This is a genomic window from Oribacterium sp. HCP3S3_B9 (assembly GCF_052064255.1).
GTDB lineage: Bacteria > Bacillota > Clostridia > Lachnospirales > Lachnospiraceae > Oribacterium.
Genome location: NZ_JBQHVY010000001.1, coordinates 1 through 16,987, shown reverse-complemented (window position 1 = coordinate 16,987; position 16,987 = coordinate 1). Strand labels below are relative to the sequence as shown.

The following is a 16,987-nucleotide window of genomic DNA, read 5'->3' as shown; positions in this document are numbered from 1 at the left end:
GTGCGGCCTGAATCATGAAAGGGAAATGTATGAAACAGAATCTCTCTTATCGTCTGATCCTGAAGGATCTCCTGCTGATGACCGTTGCGTGCACGATCATCGCCGCTGCGGTCTTTTTCTTCCTGGTTCCGAGCCATGCGGCGGTGTCGAGCATCTCGGGTCTTGCCATCGTGCTGCAGCACTTCGTGCCGCTCAGCATCTCGCAGCTCACGATGATCATGAACGGCATCCTGTTGATCGTCGGCTATGCGGTGTTCGGAAAGGAATTTGGCTTCAAAACCGCCTATACCTCGATCATCCTGCCGCTGATTCTCGGCCTGTTCGAGCTGCTCTTCCCGCACTACACTTCGCTCACCGGCGATGCGACACTCGACGTCGTGGCGTACTGCATCGTCGTGTCGGTCGGCTGCAGTATCCTGTTTAACGACAATGCTTCCTCCGGAGGGCTCGATGTCGTCGCGAAGCTGCTGAATAAGTATTTTCATATCGAGCTCGGGAAGGCGATGACCGCTGCGGGCGTCATCATTGCCCTCTCCAGTGCGCTCGCCTATGACTCGAAGACGGTGGTGCTCAGTCTGCTCGGCACCTACTTCAACGGGATCATCCTCGACTACTTCATCTTCGGTCAGACGATCAAGAAGCGCGTCTGCATCGTGTCGCAGAACCACTGCGAGGAGATCCGGCAGTTCATCATCCGCGAGATCGGCGGTGCGACGCTCTATGAGGCGGTCGGCGCCTACAATCTCGAGAAGCACACGGAGATCATCGCGATCGTGACGAAGCATGAGTTCCGTCGACTGATGGATTTCGTGATGAAAGTCGATCCGAAGGCGTTCGTGACGGTGTATAACGTGAATGAGATTCATTATCAGCCGAAGCCGAAGTTCTGAGCGGTTACCATGTTTCGCTACGTCTTGACTTAACTGCGTTTGAACAGTAATTCGTCGTTGGATGTGAGGTCGTGAATAAATGGCTGGCTTGACGTAAAACTGGAGATAGACGTATTCTTATGTTATCGATTTATGCCTTGAAAACCAGGAGGGATGTGTGATGGCTTCGGGTGAGATGAGTGAGGGAGGAAAGAAGAAATCGTCCGGGATCGGGGGACTTCTGTTCTATATGGTGCCGGTGGTTGCGGTGGCGGCGATGCTGATTTTCGGCGGGCTGTTCCTGCGTGATTACATGGAGTATAAGGCGGCGGGGGATGAGTACGCGGATCTCGCAGCGGACTATATCCGTGGCGGGGATGCGGATGAGGCCAATGCAGTCGCCGGAAACGCAGATGGCGCTGCGGGAGAGAGTGTGGGCGTGAAGTCACTGCCGTATCCGTCTCTTCAGATCGACTACGATGCGCTGCTGAATACGAATGCGGATTTTGCCTGTGTTCTGTACATTCCGGTGCTGGAGCTCAGGTATCCGGTCGTATACTCCAGTGACAATGTCGACTATCTCCATAAGACCTTCGAGGGAAAGCAGAACTTCGCCGGTACGATTTTCTATGACTGTCTGAGTCCGCATGATTTCCGTGCGAAGAATACCTTTTTCTTCGGTCACAATATGAAAAACGGCTCGATGTTCGGTACGCTGAAAAAGCTTGAAAAGGAACCGGGGCTCTGCGCTTCGAATCCGTATATCTATGTTTATACGAAGGGACATGTGCGAAAGTACCGGATCTTTTCCTTCTATGAAACGACGGATGGGAGTGCTACCTACGATGATTTCGAGGGTACGGATGGCTATGATCAGTATGTGAAGCGCTGTCTTTCGAAGTCGACACTCGCCATCGATGAGCATACCATCGACTTCGCGAAGCGCCCGGCACTGCTCACCCTGTCGACCTGTATCGGACGCTCCGGCGGGAATCAGCGCTTCGTCGTGCATGCGGCACTCGAGGGCGCGTATAATATCACGGGGGAGTGCCGCCCGTAGGGCGCGGGGGCCCCCGTGATGCCTTAGTGGCGAACGTATTCAAAGCTGTGCCTTAGGCACAGCTTCTTTGTATCAGCAGGATTAGTCTGAATTTTCTGACATGAGCTCCGGAGGGCCCCTGTCAGAAAAATCTTCGAAAATCACGAAAAAGTATTGCTATAAATCAAATTAATGATAAAATAAAGAATGTAAAGAGGTGAAGAGGAAAAAAAGGAGCTTCGTGCTCGCGTCTCTTTAACGGTGAGAATCCGACCTAGGTTCTCATTTGAGCAAAACCGAAGTAATTCGGCGACGCAAAGCTAAAGGGCCCCACAGTGGGGCAGCCAGTTGCAATCTTCATGGAGAAATCCGAAGGTTAGTTCTCGAATCAAGAATTAATTCAAAGAAGGTTCTAGGTTAACTGGCAGCGGGAGAGTTCCCGGTGCCGATTTTTGTACCTGATTCATTTAAATAGCAAACCCGGAGCAATCCGGCGACGCAAAGCTACAGGGCCCCACGCGGGCAGCCAGTTGCACTTGGAAGGACAAAATGATGAAGAAGCTTCTTAGAACTTTATTCGTTGTTGCATTTTTAGGCATTATGATGAGCATGACCGGTTTCGCACAGAACAACACCGAAGCCGAGGTGATTGCAAAGGTCAACGATATCCGCGTTGCAAACGGTTTAAACGCACTTCGTTACGATGCTTCTCTGGAAGCAAGTGCAGCAGTAAGAGCAAATGAGCTTAATGCTCGTTTCTCTCACACAAGACCAGATGGATCTGACTGGTACACTGTAAATCCGGATCTCATGTATGGTGAGAACCTCGCAGATGGCTATAACACCGCAGACGCAGTCGTAAACGCGTGGATGGCATCTCCAGAGCATAAGGCGAACATCTTAAAGCCGGATTTTACAACCGTCGCTGTCAGCACAGCCGTAAAGAACGGCAAGACCTACTGGGCACAGGAGTTCGGCATGGACTGATCGCCGGTACGAGTCGCATGACAAGTGAAAAAAAACGAACTGTAGCGCCCATGGCTGATAAAAGCCATGGGCGCTTTCTTCATGTCTGCGTATCCGTCTTGCGTGCCGGACCGCCATCTTAAGAAAAAATTAATGGGGTCTGACCCCATTAATTTTTTCTAAACAGAATCTAAACAGAAGTTTATGGGGTCAGACCCCATAAATTTGCAAAGATTGAGCATGATTTAATGGATTTTTTAAGAGAAGATAAGCTATACTAATCATATTAAGGATGTGCCGGGCGTAAGCGATCCTTTTCGGGGGATATGAATCCTGGTTTATGGGATAGGCACAGATGGTTTCGCAGATGACGATCGAACAGGTGGATGCAGCATGGAAGAGAACGGAGCAAAGAAACACAGGGGGACATTTATCGTCGAGGTCTGCTGTCGCGAGAATGCGAGCTGGCAGGGAAAGGTGACCTGGGCAGATAAGGGACGGTCGCAGCACTTCCGTTCGGCGCTGGAGCTTCTCAAGATGATGGACCAGGCGCTGGATGAGAGCGATCCAAAAGACGACGAAGAGATGTGAGCTGCTTCGCAGGATGCCTCTTCTCTCTTTTTCAAGAGCGGTTTGCAGACAGGGTGGATGTTAGGCATTTCACCGGGGCTTCGAAAAGCAGACCAGGAATCTTCATATAGTACAAACATCCGGAAGTTCAGCTTCTGGATTTTTTTGACCGTGTTTCGAGAACGATTTCGTAAGAAGCGCGAAGATATTTAAATATCGCAGATTTACTTTTTTGGCCGGAACAAGTAGAATACAAGTGACTTTGTAAAGTAGTTTACTAGCGTGGGCACGACAGAAGAGGTGTGGATAAATGGACAGACTGTATGGCATCAATCTAATCGCGGTGCTCATCGATGCGTATGAGAACCAGGAGTTCAGCGGGCGTCTCATGCATCCGTGGAGTGCGGAGGCGATTCCATTTGCGTCCTGCATGGAGCTGATGACGAAGATGGAGGCGCTCTACGATGCGTGGGACTATCCGGAGGCGGCACAGGGCATGCGGGTGTTTATCCGTCATCGAAGTGATGCGGCACCACGGGCGTTTGTTTCAGAGAAACGGCTGACGGAGCTGTCGAAGGAACAGACGCCGCGGGACATCTGGGGAGAGCGTGGCCGTCTCGCGAGCATTTTCGTGCGGACGGAGATGCGCCAGCATGCGAGCTGGCAGGGTGTCGCTGCCTGGATCGAGGGCGATCGCAGCTTCGCTTTTTCGAGCACACTGGAGCTGTTCCGGGCGATCGATCAGAGCGTGAGCGCGCAGTGACGATGTAGAGATCGAACACATCCGCAGTGGATACAGGCAGGATGTGCAGCAGACGCGCAGTGACGATGTAGAGAGCGACTGCATTGGCACAGGATAGAAGAGACCGACTGCGATGGTGCAGCGGAGACGCCGGCCCGTGAAGAAAGAAATGGCGGGCGATAAGAAGAACCTGCAGTCAGGGAGGAGAAACGTGGAGAAGCTGTTTTATGACATGATCACAGAACTTCATATTCGTGAGGGATTTGCGCAGATCACCTACCAGAATCCGGCGCTTTTTGCTTTCCCGACCACGCCGTTCGGCTACTATGAGGCACGGGAGCACTTCCTGCGGCAGGAGGTGTATGGCGAGGATGCGGATCGTGTCGAGAACTTCTGGAACGGGGACAAGGTGCGGACCTTCCTCGGCAACGGAAGCCGCCCGGCGATGCAGAAAATCGAGTTCCGCATGCACACGAAGAAGGGGCTCCGCTGGGTAGAGCAGGTCGCGTTCTTTGCGTCTGACGAGGGACGGCAGGGCGGACTCATGGTCCTGCTTCGCGATATCACGGATGCGAAGGGTGAGCGGATGGATGCGCTCAATGAAAAGGATCGGTTGCAGCGAGAGAAGGTTGGCCTCCCGGATGTTTTTACTTTCTATCAGAATGCGGAAGCACTGCTCGCGCAGTATCCGGAGAATAAGTTCCTCCTGTTTACCACGGATATCAATAATTTCAAGCTCTATGAGGCGATCTATGGCGAGGAAAAGAGCGAGGCGCTGCTGATGATGGCAGCGGACGAGCTGAAGAAGCAGCTTCAGACGACGCTCGGCACCGCGGGCTACCTCGGGGATGACTACTTCTGCTGCATGTTCGCGACGGAGCGGGACACGCGGGAAGTCGTAGAGATCGTACAGAAGACGATTCAGCAGCTCGCGGATGCGACTATGGGCTTCTCCGAGTCCGTCGGCATCTATGAAATCACCGACCGCAGCGAGCATATCGAAAATATGTACGATAAGTCGCTGCTCGCGCTGAACACCGTGCGCTATAACCATAAGGAAAACATCGCGGTATTCCGCCCGAACATGTTTATGTCGAAGGACCGGGAGGCCGAGATGATCCAGGATATCATCCGCGGCATCCAGGCCGGGGAATTCACCTTCTATACGCAGCCGGTCGTGGATATCAGCTGCGGTAAGCCGGTCAGCATGGAGGCGCTCGTGCGCTGGGTGAAGGACGGTCACGTGATCTCGCCGGGCGAGTACATCCCGCTCCTCGAGCGCAGCGGCTACGTGGTTATGCTTGACCAGTACATCTGGGAGCGGGTCTTCGAGCGGCAGCGCGCGATGCTCGATCAGGGTGTCGAAACCATCACCTGCTCGGTCAATGTTTCGAGAATCGACTTCGAGCTCATCGACGTAGCACAGCTTTTCGCGTCACTGAAGGAGAAGTACCGTATCGATCCGCAGATGATCGGGATCGAGGTGACGGAGTCTGCCTATGTGGATAACTATGACCGCGTGCAGAAGACCGTCTCGCGCCTGCACGAGCTCGGCTTCCGGATCTATCTCGACGATTTCGGCTCTGGCTACTCGAACCTGAACTCCCTCAGCGACATGAAGCTCGACATCCTGAAGCTCGACATGAAATTCGTGCAGGGGAAGGATGAGCAGAAGACGATCAAGATCATGGAGTCCATCATCAACATGGCGCATCTTCTGAATCTGCCGGTGGTCTGTGAGGGCGTGGAGACAGAGGCCCAGCTTAGGATGGTGAAGGCGCTCGGCATCTACTACGTGCAGGGCTACTACTATTACCGCCCGTTCCCGTACGATCGCATGGAAGAGATCCTGCGGGAGGGCGGCCGCGTCGAGACGGAGGGGATCCGTCTGCATCAGGCGAACCGTATCCACATGGTGGAGATGTTTGATGACAATGTCTACAGCGATACGCTCCTCAATCATATCCTGGGACCGGTGGCGTTCTATGAGATGGATCCCGAGAAGCATGTGGAGCTCGTGCGGGTCAATGATCTCTACTACAGCATAGTGGGCAGCGAAGCCCTGGTGGATGAGAACTACCGCAACCACATCACGGATTATGTCATCAATAAGGAGGATATCGTTCATCTCCTGGAGGCTGCGGAGGTCGATGCACTCACCGGCAGTCAGGCGGACATCCTGTATAAGCGTGCGGACGGGAAGATCATGACGATTCATGCGCATGCCTTCTTCATATCGAAGAGCTCGGATGGGATCGGAAGATATTTCGTAAGTCTTCGAAATTTCACCGTATTGTATGATAAAATACGGAAAGAAGTGACGGCAGAAATCGGGCAGGGGGAAACCGGGCGCCCGGGATGTGCAGTCGCGTCGGCGAAGCGGAAGTCGTAACCGGGCGGCCGTGCGCCGGAACGCGGACAGGGCAGAATCTGTGCGCGACGCGCTGAAGGAGAATGAAATATGAGAACGAAACGACTGGGCGATATGCTGGTGGAGATGAGCCTCATCACCGAGGAGCAGCTCCAGCAGGCCCTGAAGATACAGAAGGAGGAGCACGACCGACTGGGTGCGACGCTGGTGAAGCACGGCTTCATCACGGAGGCGCAGATGGTCGACGCGCTGCGACTGCAGCTGGGTATCGACTACATCGACCTGACGAAGACGGATATCAAGCCGGAGATGTCGCAGTATATCCCGAAGGCGCTGGCCCGCGAGAACCGTATGGTGCCGGTGTCCGTATCGAAGGATATGCTCTTCCTCGCGATGGCCGATCCGACGAACTTCATGGCGATCGAGCAGGCGAAGATGGTCAGCAAGAAAAACATCGTGCCGATGATCGCGGCGGGCAATGCTGTCGACCATGCGATCAGTACGCTGTATGGCAATGAAGGCGCCGCGCAGGCGATGGCGCAGATGCGCGCAGAAGCCGGACTCGGCGAGGATGAGGTGACGTCCGGTGAGGCGTCTGCCATCACCGAGAGCGGAGACGTGGCGGCACCGACGATCCGGCTCGTCAACTCCATCATCGAGCGTGCCTTCATCGAGAACGCCTCCGATATCCACTGGGAGCCGTCCGAGAAGGATATGATTATCCGCATGCGTATCGATGGACGACTGCATAAGATTCTGACGATCCCGCGGAACCTGCAGGAGTCGGTCATCTCCCGTGTGAAGATCATGTCGCACCTCGACATCGTCGAGCGGCGTGTGCCACAGGATGGCCGCGCCAAGGTACGCCTGAAGGGCGAAGACATTGACCTGCGAGTATCGACGCTGCCGACGATCTACGGCGAGAAGATCGTCATCCGAATCCTGCGCCGGGACGGCAGTCAGCTGAACCGACGCGGCATCGGACTGCCGGTGGGTGAGGACGCGAAGATCGATAAACTGCTGGGCCTCACGTCCGGCGTCATCATGATCGTGGGCCCGACGGGTTCCGGTAAGTCCTCGACCATGTACGCGCTCGTGAACGAGCTGCTGAGTGAGACGACGAACCTGATCACGCTGGAGGATCCGGTCGAGTACAACATCCAGGGGGCGACCCAGGTGCAGATCAACGAGAAGGTGGGACTGACCTTCGCGTCGGGTCTGCGTGCGATCCTGCGTCAGGACCCGGACATCATCTGCGTCGGTGAGATCCGAGACGGTGAGACCGCGGAGATCGCGATGCGTGCCGCGATGACCGGACACCTCGTCATCACGACGATCCATACCGAGGACGCGGTGTCGGCGATCGACCGACTAAAGGACATGGGCGTCGCGCCGTACCTGATTTCGGCGGGCGTGCGTGGCATCATCTCGCAGCGACTGCTGCGCCGGATCTGCCCGAACTGTAAGGTGGTCGAGCAGATGACCCCGGATAAGCTTGCGGCCGCTGGACTGCCGTCGCGCCCGGGGCGGATCTTCTACCACGGCCGTGGCTGCGATAACTGCTTCAACACCGGCTACCGTGGACGAATCGGTGACTTCGAGGTGCTCGTCATGAACGACGCGCTCCGAAAGTGCATCACCGACGGCGCCGACAAGCAGGAGTTCCAGCGCCTCGCGCACGAGACCGGCTACGTCACCATGCTCGAAAACGCCGACAAGCTCGTCGACGAAGGCATCACCACCGTCGACGAAGTCATGCGGACGATTACAGGAATAGACTAAACAAACGCCGCCAGCTGTGCGAGAAGCATGGCCGGCGGCGATTTTTGGTATAACAGCTTAGTCAGGGGACACTGCCTGAACGGTTACGGTTTTGTTTCACAGAAGTTTTACATTGCGTGCAGCGCCCACAGCACCAAAAGGTGAACCGGATAGTAGATATAGAAGAAATATTTATGAAACTTCCGGTGGGTCGCCGCCTGCTGACCGTTATAGAAGTATGCGATGCACACGAAGCCCAGCACCATGCCGAGCGCCTCCGTCAGGCCCTCGAACATCCCATTCGTGAGGCAGGATACCAGAAGAAAGTATGCGACACACTTCAGCATGCCTAGCCGCTGCTCCGTCGGGGCCATGTAAAACTGCTGCTCTTTTGCCTGACTCTTCATCAGAATAGTTTCTCCGTTTTGATACTGATTGGCAGAGTGATCCACTATAGGCGCCGCCGGATGAAACGCCGGGCGCAGGAACAGCACGAGCGGTACGGACAGGAAATTCCAGTCCGTGAAGAGACTCGCGAAGAACAGCAGTACATACAGAAGCTTTCGAAGTCCCCCGTCGGTCACATGGTCAGGCACATACAACACACCGAGGCAGATGAGCAACGTGAATAGCATATTCCCGAAGAAGCCACCGATCGCCAGACTAAACGGTAGCTGCGACAGCAGCGCAAAGAGCAGCAGACGTTTCGCATATCCCCGCACATCATGTGTGTAGAAGTAGCCTTCGATCAGGAAGTAGATCATCACCGGCCCTGTAAACGTCCCGATGCAGAGAAACAGCCGGTAGAGCAGTGACTGCGGCTCCAGAAATATATATGCGACATGATCCAGCGTCATCGCCACGATTGCCAGATATTTGATGGCATCACGCGTCATGAACCGCATATCTGTTTTATTTTCACCCATATTCTTCATCCTCAAAAATAATATCAGAAACCATTATACTCCCTGGAAGCCATGCATGAGTACCGGAAATATGCGGTGAAATCCAGCTGAGCTGTTATCATTTAGATACTTGCTGTGTCGGATTCACTCAATTCTCTAATTGTTGTTTCGGTTTGAATGTTGTACCATTAATGTCAGTGATTTTTCGTGACAGTTTAGTCAGTGAGCTTGGAGAGTAGCAGGAAAACACAGGATTCCGATTTCGGAGTACTGTGCTTCTGATGCTGGTCTGACGGCACCGGACTGAGCAATTACAGACGTTTGATAACAGGGGGCTTTATGAAGATAGCGGAGTATGTTTCACTGGCGGCGGAGCGTGGCGCGTCGGATATTCATCTGATCGCGGGGCTGCCGGCGAAGTGCCGTCTCGACGGACAGATCATGAATCTGAGCGAGGAGGTGCTGGCACCGGAGGACTGTGAGCGCCTCGCGCGCGAGATGGCCGGGGTGGACTACGAGAAGATCGAGTCGATCGGCGAGCTCGATTGCGCGGCAACGATCGCGGGGGAACGTGTGCGTATCAATCTGTTCCGGCAGCAGGGCCACATCTCAGCGGCGCTGCGCATCCTCAGTAACCGCATCCCGGCGCTCGACACACTCGGCCTGCCGAAGGTGGTGAGCAGCTTTCCGTCACTGCAGAAGGGCATCGTGCTGGTCACCGGTGAAACCGGCTCCGGTAAGTCGACGACGCTGGCGGCGATCCTCGATCAGATCAATCACACGCGGAACGAGCACATCATCACGCTGGAGGATCCGATCGAGTATGTCTACACGCCGGACCAGTGCATCATCAATCAGCGCGAGATCGGCACCGATACGCAGTCCTACGCGGAGGGCCTGCGCGCCATCCTGCGTGAGGACCCGGACATCATCCTGATCGGCGAGATGCGTGACCTCGCCACGATCGAGACCGCGCTGACCGCCGCCGAAACCGGCCACCTCGTCTTCGCGACGCTGCACACAAACAGCGCCGTGGACTCGATCGACCGAATCGTGAGCGTGTTCCCGGAGGCGCGGCAGGGCCAGATCCGACTGCAGCTCTCGACGACCCTAAAGGCCGTCCTCAGCCAGCAGCTCCTCGTACGCGCGAACGGCCATGGCCGCGTCGTGGCAGCAGAAGTCATGATCGTCACCCAGGCGATCCAGAACCTGATCCGCGAGGGCAAGACGCCGCAGATGCAGAGCTTCATGCTCTCGAGCGCCGACCAGGGCGCCATCACGATGGACAACTGCCTCATCCAGATGGCGATGGACGGCAGGATCCTCCCGCAGACCGCCGAGGAAGCCGGCGTCGACCGCGATTACATCCGGAAGAAGCTGCAGCTCGCGTGGTGAGTGAGGCCAATGCCTACAGCAGACATGCTGCGGATGAGCCGGATGACCGCTGATGTAACGGTGCGGAACGTGACGGAGTAGTGGCGTAGACATTGCCCGAAGTGTTAAAATTCGGCGAGAATTTGCACGGCACGTGCTGTGTTTAAGAATATCGAGAATGATTATTAATATTCTAAATAGCGATATTGACTTTAGTTTGAGGCATGATAGAATCTAGTTAGCAATCAAAAACCGTGGTTTCTGTAGCGTAATGTGCATGAGAAAAAACGGTTTTTCAGTGAGAGAGGGGAGCTGCTTGGTTACATATTCATACAGAGCGCTAAGTGCGGACGGGAGCGAAACCAGAGGCGTCGTGCAGGCCGTGGATGAGTATGCGGCGGTGGCGCAGATCCGGCAGAAGTGCCCGGTCATCACGAGTATCACCCCGGTCAGAACAGGCGGCGCGGCGAGCGGACTCCTGAACATGGAGCTCGGAAGCCCGCGGGTCAAGATCCGGTCGCTGGCGCTGATGTGCTCACAGTTTGCGATTACGCTGAAATCCGGCATGCCGATCGGCCGCGCGATGGAAATGATCGCCCGGCAGACGGATGATAAGAAGCTTCGAAAGATCCTGCTGGATGCAGCTGAGGACGTGCAGGGCGGTTCGACCGTCGCGCATGCCTTCGAAAAATACAAGGACGCGTTTCCGCTGACCTTCCTCGAGACGGTGCGGGCGGGTGAGCTGTCCGGTACACTCGATAACTCCTTCGCGCGGATGCACCGCTACTACGAGAACAGCGCGAAAAACAGTGAGAAGGTGCGCGCCGCGCTGACGTATCCGATCTTCGTCGTGTGCGTCGCCGTCGTCGTCCTGATCATCATCATGGTGAAGGTTATCCCGACGCTCGCGCAGGTCTTCGAGGGCCTCGGCGGTGAGCTGCCGCTGATGACACGCATGATGATCGCGATGGCGAACTTCTTCGCGAAGTGGTGGATGTTGCTCGTCATCGTCGTGCTGGCGCTGGTGGTCGCGTGGAAGCTCTTCACGAAGACCGAGCGCGGCATGAAGCTGAAGGGTCAGATCCAGTTGCATCTCCCGGTCATCGGGAAGATCAATATCATGAACGGCGCAGCGGAGTTCGCAAATACGATGTCGACGATGCTCGCGTCCGGACTGACGCTGAACAACGCCGTCTCCGTCACCTCGAAGGTGCTCGACAACTACCTCCTGCAGGAGGATGTCGCCGCGATGATCTCACAGATCGAGCAGGGCAAACAGCTCGGGGACTGCATGAAAAACTGCGCGTACTTCCCGGGCACACTGAAGGAAATGTGCTCCGTCGGCGAACAGACAGGTGAACTTGACCAGACACTGAACGTCATCGGCGAGTACTTCACAGGCGAGACGGACCGGAGAATACAGCAGGCGATCTCGATGCTCGAGCCGACACTGCTGATCCTGATGGCGATCTTCGCAGGATTCCTGGTCATCTCGATCTATCTGCCGATGTTTACTATGTATAACCTTTTCTAAGGTTGCACAATTCTTATGATATGAAAGTGATCCGTGCAAGACACTTTTATATAAATGAACATACCTATCAAGGGGAAACGAACATATCTAGGAGGAAAAAATCATGTTCAAGAAGTTAAACAAAAAGGGATTCACCCTGGCTGAGCTGCTCGTCGTAGTAGCAATCATCGGTGTTCTGGTAGCGATCTCGATTCCGATCTTCACATCGCAATTGGAGAAGGCTAGAGAGGCGACTGACCTTGCGAATCTTAGAGCTGCCTATGCAGAGTGCTCTGCGGCTGTTTTAACTGGAGAAACAGTTGATAATTCAGCAACTGGTGGAGTTAAATGTGGCCTTAGCACAACAACTGGAAAAGAGGGAAACTATGTGGCTACAAAAGTTGTAAAATTAAAACAGAAACAGACAAAATGGCAAACTGGTGCTGTCGAAGTTGGAGGTATCACATTAGGTGCAGATAAACTGACAGCTTTAACGGATGTAACTGTAACTGTAACTGATGATGGAAGTGCACCTACCTTTAAACAGGGAGATACTGATCTTAAGGCAACTAACTAAGGACAGGGGGACGGTTCTCTGTCCGAATCCTAGCAACACAGGACAAGGGGACGGTTCTGTGTCCGGATTGCCGTTACATACCTCAACTGTCAACGCCCGCAAACGGCAAGGTAGTTGATTGAAAACTTATTGACGAATAAAAACCATGAAGCCGTTACATCAACAATAGAAATGTTGGTGTGACGGTTTCTTTTCAACCAGGGAATAGATCCAGGGAGAGGTTGTAAGAATAAAATGAAAAAAAGAAAAGCGGGATTTACACTTGCAGAACTTTTAATTGTAGTGGCGATAATAGCTGTACTGGTTGCGATTTCTATTCCCATATTTACGTCACAGTTAGAAAAAAGCAGACGAGCTGTGGATCTTTCTAATGCTAGAAATGTGAAATCTATTCTGATGAATTCATATGCAGGTGGTTCCATTCAATTCCCAAATGAAACAGAACACGTCAATGGTACTGGTCAGGTAAAAACCTATGTTGCTGTGATTGTAAAAAAAGATGGTACATATTATCGCGCAAGTGGATCAGTACTCGTTGATGGGGTTAACTGGAACGGGGATAATGGAAATCCATACGCCCGTGTGAAGAAGTTGTTTGAAAACACGGGATTTGGTTCAATTAAGGTTCATGCAAATAGTACAGAAAACGATGGATGGGCTTGCTACGGAGCGGTATTGTTCTCTGATGGCAGATGCCGTATTTTCTCTTCTGAGGAAGATATTGATTTAGGAGGAAATTCTGGAGGTGTTTTTGAAACAAAGCTTGAAGGGGTTTTGAATGTGAAAGAAACAGGGATTGAAAAAGCAATGGGGCAATGAGGGACAGAGGGACGGTTCTCTGTCCAGTTCCTAAAGCCAGGGGGACAGGTAGGTGTCCGGATTTCCCCTACATTGCTCAAATGTCAACGCCCACGAACGGCAAGGTAGTTGATTGAGAACTCATTGACGAATAAAAACCATGAAGTCGTTACATCAACAATAGAAACGTTGGTGTGACGGTTTCTTTTCAATCAAGGAATAAATCCAGGGAGAGGTTGTAAGAATAAAATGAAAAAAAGAAAAGCGGGATTTACGCTTGCAGAGCTTTTAATTGTAGTTGCGATAATAGCTGTACTTGTTGCCATTTCCATTCCTATTTTTACGAGCCAGTTGAAAAAAGCCAGACTGGCTGTTGACCATTCTGCCATGCGGGATGCGTATGCTCTGGTGCAAATTGCCAATAATGTGCGGGAGGTCGAAATAGACGGAATAGTCAAAACCTTTGATCAATTGGATAAGGATGTAGAAGGTGCAAATATGCTATATTTCCTTTCAAAAGATTGCAGTTCTTTAGTCCCGTCCTCCTATTTAATGTCGTCGGATTCAATTTATAAATTTCGAGAAGATGGTGTAGATTCATCTGGCATTTGCCAAACTTGTAAGCAATGGGATAATGTTACTTCCGACTATGTACAACCATCAGCAATACATAAGAAAGATTGGGCTATTGGTATTATATATGATAAGGCGACCCATCAATTATATTTAGGGTTGACGTTCTGATGTTATCTAATCGGATGAGAAATAATGGTGGAAAGGTCAGGGGGAAGGTTTTCTATCCCAATCCTTACAACACACCCAACTGCCAAAGCACCTAGGAAGGCAAGTTAGTTGATTGAAAAATCATTCATGAACGAAAAGCGAGAAATCGTCACATCAACAAAAGAAACATTGGTGTGGCGATTTCTTCTCGTCTCTAGGAGAAATTTTTGAGTTGCTGATTTTGTATCAAAAAGCCAAATTGCGAACAGATTGTAAAAATCTGATGACGTTATTTATTTCGTTTGCCGAGGGCATTTTTTGTTTTGTCAAACGTAACCGCCAAATAATAATGCGGTCAGATATAAAATTACCCCAGCCCTTTGCGAGTTGGAGTAATTCACTATAATTCACATGCGATTTTTGATAGATTGGAGTTTTTCACTCCAGGGTGCAAGTTCTGCGAGCTGATCATCGGTCATCTCTTTCGTTGGCCGACGTTCCAGCAGAAATTTCAGATATCCGTAAATGTTCAGGTCGTGCGCCTTTGCCATCTCAACCATTGTATAGACTACAGCACTGGCATTGGCTCCTTCTACAGAATCACTGAACAGCCAGTTCTTCCGGCCAACTGCAAACGGACGGATTGCGTTCTCGCTTAGATTGTTTGTGAAACTACAGCGGCCATCCTCCAGATAGGTCTCCGCTGTTTCCCGCCGGTTAAGGACATAATTCACCGCTTTATCCATGCGGGTATTCCGGACTGGCTTTTGTTGCTCAAGCCACGACCAGAAAGCCTCCAGAACAGGTTTTTCCTTCTCGAGACGCAGTTGCTTCCGTTTTTCATAATCACCAGGATATTTTTTGTTAATGGAATCCTCTATGGCAAACAGGCGGTTACAGTACTGGACTCCCTGTACTGCCGGCTGGCTGTAATCATACTGTTTCCCTTTGGGAACGGCGTCGATAAAGTACCGGCGGATGTGTGCCCAGCAGGAACATCGCTTGATATCCGGCAGACTGTTGTAGCCCTGATAGCCATCCGTTTCCAGATATCCGTGATAGCCTTCCAGAAACTCCTTTGCATGGCTGCCGCTCCTGGTTGGAGAATAGCCATATAGGATAATGGCAGGAAGTCCGTCTTCGCCGCTGCGGAACAGCCACATGAAGTATTGCGTCTGTGCCCGGCGCTCTTCTTCCTTCAATACCTGGACTCTGGTCTCATCTGCCATTGCGAAGCTGCGCTTCAGCAGTTCCCGGTGGAAGTAATCATACATTGGCTGAAAGTAATTCCTGAAAAAATGGATTTACACTTGCAGAACTTTTAATTGTAGTGGCGATAATAGCAGTTTTGGTGGCGATTTCAATTCCCATCTTTACAAATCAGTTAGAAAAAGCCAGACGGGCTGTTGATTTACACACTGCCAGATCGATTGAATCTGTATTGGCAATTGCTGTAAATGATGGAACGATACAATTTCCAGCACCAACGAGTAAAGATAATTACAAGTGGTGGGGCCAGGCCCCGGGAAGAAAGAATAAACAAATTCTAAAATATCTATAAACTTATAAGCAGCTCAGCGGAGTGACTGATGGATATCACTGGCTGGGCTGCTTATGATTTTCTTATGGACCGATACCTGAAAAATGGAGTCATCGCTGGATGTGTCAGGTTATTCGTTCGAAGATTCCAGAATCAGATCCAGCATTTGTCTTGGGGTGACAATAAAAGGCTTTGTCGGAAAATGCTTGATATTGCCAGTGATCAGATGTGCGTCTTCGCTTTCACGAGCCTTCATGGTGACTTCGTAGAATACGCAATCCTTCGGATCGGGGAGTTCAACGTCAAGATGTTCTTCTGAAACATCGATGGCGCGTGCTTTCATTTCATCAAGAATATCCGTTACGATCAGTTCTGTCAGATGAAACTTGGGGCGGAGAAGGACGGTTTTGTATTCGTTTAGAATTTCCTGATTCACGAGAGGAATGATGACATCGTTAAAAGTAAGATCAATGATATTTCCCGGAACGGAATTCCACTTAAGAACAGCAAAACCTAATACATTGGTGTCGATTACCGCATAGTATTTCACGATAGGACACCTCACTTCCTGGCGTCAGCGATTTCAGCATTGATTTCGTCTAATGACATGTCAGATATGCCATTCTCTTCCGCAATGCGGCTGGCACGTTTCATTGCTTCGATACCTCTGTTCGATGATGACTGATTAATGGTCATGCTGAAAGGAATACCCTTTGCGGACACTAGTCTCGACACACACATTCTGAGGTAGGATGGCATGTCCAGTCCGAGCTGCTGGAGAATACTGACAGCTTCCATTCTTTCTGTTTCGTCAGCACGAAATTGAATAAGTGTATTTGCCATATTAAACACCTCCTTCTGAAGTTGAATATAACACAAATGAATGCAGATGAAAACAAATGATTTTAAATTAGCAATTAGCAATATACTGGATCAGTTTCTGCTGATAGAGGTAGTGTGATGATGTGAAGACGGAGGCATTGGCCACGCGATGTGAAATGGAGCTATGCCCAATAGGGGCTGCTAAAACCAAAATATTTTTTGAAGGCGAAAACCTCGGAACCCCTTGAAAACACTGGAGGTAAACCGCTCAATATAGTCTGTTTGACGACGATATGCAATTCTGAATGCATATTGCGGAGCTAATCGGCCGGGTTTGCGAAGCAAAACGGCCGCATTCCGTTTCTGAACGGTCGGCACGAGCTCTATCTTAGTGGTCCACTCCTTTATAATGATGCT

The 16,987-nt window shown here is 51.7% G+C and carries 16 protein-coding genes, 1 pseudogene and 2 riboswitches; of the genes and pseudogenes, 13 read left to right on the top strand and 4 right to left on the bottom strand.

Annotated elements, in window-relative coordinates:
- The first annotated feature begins 29 nt into the window (after window positions 1-29).
- The 7 genes from ACTNC3_RS00085 to ACTNC3_RS00055 all read left to right on the top strand — a co-directional run bounded on the left by ACTNC3_RS00085 (window position 30) and on the right by ACTNC3_RS00055 (window position 8,339).
- Window positions 30-890 (top strand): YitT family protein, encoded by an 861-nt coding sequence (locus tag ACTNC3_RS00085; protein ID WP_410042576.1) that lies wholly within the window; start codon window positions 30-32, stop codon window positions 888-890.
- A gap of 160 nt (window positions 891-1,050) precedes the next feature.
- The gene (locus tag ACTNC3_RS00080) at window positions 1,051-1,929 is read left to right on the top strand and encodes a class B sortase (RefSeq protein WP_441226069.1); all 879 of its coding nucleotides are present in this window, start codon (window positions 1,051-1,053) and stop codon (window positions 1,927-1,929) included.
- 258 nt (window positions 1,930-2,187) lie between these two features.
- Window positions 2,188-2,264, top strand: a riboswitch (cyclic di-GMP riboswitch).
- Between the two features lie 107 nt (window positions 2,265-2,371).
- A riboswitch (cyclic di-GMP riboswitch) is annotated at window positions 2,372-2,446 on the top strand.
- 11 nt (window positions 2,447-2,457) lie between these two features.
- A complete protein-coding gene (locus ACTNC3_RS00075; RefSeq protein ID WP_441226068.1) occupies window positions 2,458-2,895 on the top strand; it encodes a CAP domain-containing protein in 438 nt (145 codons plus the stop codon).
- Between the two features lie 372 nt (window positions 2,896-3,267).
- Window positions 3,268-3,465: a hypothetical protein gene (locus tag ACTNC3_RS00070; RefSeq protein ID WP_410042579.1), complete on the top strand. Its 198-nt coding sequence runs from the start codon at window positions 3,268-3,270 to the stop codon at window positions 3,463-3,465.
- Between the two features lie 289 nt (window positions 3,466-3,754).
- Entirely contained in the window at window positions 3,755-4,207 is a 453-nt protein-coding gene (locus ACTNC3_RS00065; RefSeq protein ID WP_441226067.1) for a hypothetical protein, read from the top strand.
- Window positions 4,208-4,343: 136 nt separating this feature from the next.
- Window positions 4,344-6,578 carry an EAL domain-containing protein gene (locus ACTNC3_RS00060; protein ID WP_441226066.1) on the top strand — a complete coding sequence of 745 codons (2,235 nt, stop codon included), beginning with the start codon at window positions 4,344-4,346 and terminating at the stop codon, window positions 6,576-6,578.
- A gap of 69 nt (window positions 6,579-6,647) precedes the next feature.
- On the top strand, window positions 6,648-8,339 hold the full coding sequence (locus ACTNC3_RS00055) for a GspE/PulE family protein (RefSeq protein ID WP_441226065.1): 1,692 nt from the start codon (window positions 6,648-6,650) through the stop codon (window positions 8,337-8,339).
- 107 nt (window positions 8,340-8,446) lie between these two features.
- Here ACTNC3_RS00055 and ACTNC3_RS00050 read toward each other — a convergent pair whose 3' ends face one another.
- Window positions 8,447-9,244: a TraX family protein gene (locus tag ACTNC3_RS00050; protein WP_441226064.1), complete on the bottom strand. Its 798-nt coding sequence runs from the start codon at window positions 9,242-9,244 to the stop codon at window positions 8,447-8,449.
- A 318-nt stretch (window positions 9,245-9,562) separates the two neighbouring features.
- Between ACTNC3_RS00050 and ACTNC3_RS00045 the strand changes: the two genes are divergently transcribed.
- The 5 genes from ACTNC3_RS00045 (at window position 9,563) to ACTNC3_RS00025 (ending at window position 14,229) form a co-directional block, all read left to right on the top strand.
- Window positions 9,563-10,618, top strand: a complete 1,056-nt coding sequence (locus ACTNC3_RS00045) for a type IV pilus twitching motility protein PilT (RefSeq protein ID WP_441226063.1) — start codon at window positions 9,563-9,565, stop codon at window positions 10,616-10,618.
- Window positions 10,619-10,913: 295 nt separating this feature from the next.
- Window positions 10,914-12,131: a type II secretion system F family protein gene (locus ACTNC3_RS00040; protein WP_441226062.1), complete on the top strand. Its 1,218-nt coding sequence runs from the start codon at window positions 10,914-10,916 to the stop codon at window positions 12,129-12,131.
- 103 nt (window positions 12,132-12,234) lie between these two features.
- On the top strand, window positions 12,235-12,687 hold the full coding sequence (locus tag ACTNC3_RS00035; RefSeq protein ID WP_441226061.1) for a type IV pilin protein: 453 nt from the start codon (window positions 12,235-12,237) through the stop codon (window positions 12,685-12,687).
- A 234-nt stretch (window positions 12,688-12,921) separates the two neighbouring features.
- Window positions 12,922-13,506: a type IV pilin protein gene (locus tag ACTNC3_RS00030; protein ID WP_441226060.1), complete on the top strand. Its 585-nt coding sequence runs from the start codon at window positions 12,922-12,924 to the stop codon at window positions 13,504-13,506.
- A gap of 228 nt (window positions 13,507-13,734) precedes the next feature.
- The gene (locus ACTNC3_RS00025; protein ID WP_441226059.1) at window positions 13,735-14,229 is read left to right on the top strand and encodes a type IV pilin protein; all 495 of its coding nucleotides are present in this window, start codon (window positions 13,735-13,737) and stop codon (window positions 14,227-14,229) included.
- A 386-nt stretch (window positions 14,230-14,615) separates the two neighbouring features.
- Here ACTNC3_RS00025 and tnpC read toward each other — a convergent pair.
- A pseudogene (tnpC, locus tag ACTNC3_RS00020) lies at window positions 14,616-15,512 on the bottom strand (IS66 family transposase); the annotation flags it as partial.
- Window positions 15,513-15,532: 20 nt separating this feature from the next.
- Between tnpC and ACTNC3_RS00015 the strand changes: the two are divergent.
- A complete protein-coding gene (locus tag ACTNC3_RS00015) occupies window positions 15,533-15,769 on the top strand; it encodes a type IV pilin protein (RefSeq protein WP_441226214.1) in 237 nt (78 codons plus the stop codon).
- 109 nt (window positions 15,770-15,878) lie between these two features.
- On the opposite strand, the gene ACTNC3_RS00010 is transcribed toward ACTNC3_RS00015, so the two are convergent.
- Together ACTNC3_RS00010 and ACTNC3_RS00005 are read right to left on the bottom strand one after the other, a co-directional pair.
- Window positions 15,879-16,298 carry a putative toxin-antitoxin system toxin component, PIN family gene (locus ACTNC3_RS00010; RefSeq protein ID WP_441226058.1) on the bottom strand — a complete coding sequence of 140 codons (420 nt, stop codon included), beginning with the start codon at window positions 16,296-16,298 and terminating at the stop codon, window positions 15,879-15,881.
- A gap of 11 nt (window positions 16,299-16,309) precedes the next feature.
- Window positions 16,310-16,591: a type II toxin-antitoxin system RelB/DinJ family antitoxin gene (locus ACTNC3_RS00005; protein WP_410042593.1), complete on the bottom strand. Its 282-nt coding sequence runs from the start codon at window positions 16,589-16,591 to the stop codon at window positions 16,310-16,312.
- Window positions 16,592-16,987: the final 396 nt, after the last annotated feature.

Bases quoted from the DNA above. Each gene is read 5' to 3' on its own strand.
- ACTNC3_RS00085 (WP_410042576.1), top strand. From the start codon at position 30: ATGAAACAGAATCTCTCTTATCGTCTGATCCTGAAGGATCTCCTGCTG.
- ACTNC3_RS00080 (WP_441226069.1), top strand. From the start codon at position 1,051: ATGGCTTCGGGTGAGATGAGTGAGGGAGGAAAGAAGAAATCGTCCGGG.
- ACTNC3_RS00075 (WP_441226068.1), top strand. From the start codon at position 2,458: ATGATGAAGAAGCTTCTTAGAACTTTATTCGTTGTTGCATTTTTAGGC.
- ACTNC3_RS00070 (WP_410042579.1), top strand. From the start codon at position 3,268: ATGGAAGAGAACGGAGCAAAGAAACACAGGGGGACATTTATCGTCGAG.
- ACTNC3_RS00065 (WP_441226067.1), top strand. From the start codon at position 3,755: ATGGACAGACTGTATGGCATCAATCTAATCGCGGTGCTCATCGATGCG.
- ACTNC3_RS00055 (WP_441226065.1), top strand. From the start codon at position 6,648: ATGAGAACGAAACGACTGGGCGATATGCTGGTGGAGATGAGCCTCATC.
- ACTNC3_RS00050 (WP_441226064.1), bottom strand. From the start codon at position 9,244: ATGGGTGAAAATAAAACAGATATGCGGTTCATGACGCGTGATGCCATC.
- ACTNC3_RS00045 (WP_441226063.1), top strand. From the start codon at position 9,563: ATGAAGATAGCGGAGTATGTTTCACTGGCGGCGGAGCGTGGCGCGTCG.
- ACTNC3_RS00035 (WP_441226061.1), top strand. From the start codon at position 12,235: ATGTTCAAGAAGTTAAACAAAAAGGGATTCACCCTGGCTGAGCTGCTC.
- ACTNC3_RS00030 (WP_441226060.1), top strand. From the start codon at position 12,922: ATGAAAAAAAGAAAAGCGGGATTTACACTTGCAGAACTTTTAATTGTA.
- ACTNC3_RS00025 (WP_441226059.1), top strand. From the start codon at position 13,735: ATGAAAAAAAGAAAAGCGGGATTTACGCTTGCAGAGCTTTTAATTGTA.
- ACTNC3_RS00005 (WP_410042593.1), bottom strand. From the start codon at position 16,591: ATGGCAAATACACTTATTCAATTTCGTGCTGACGAAACAGAAAGAATG.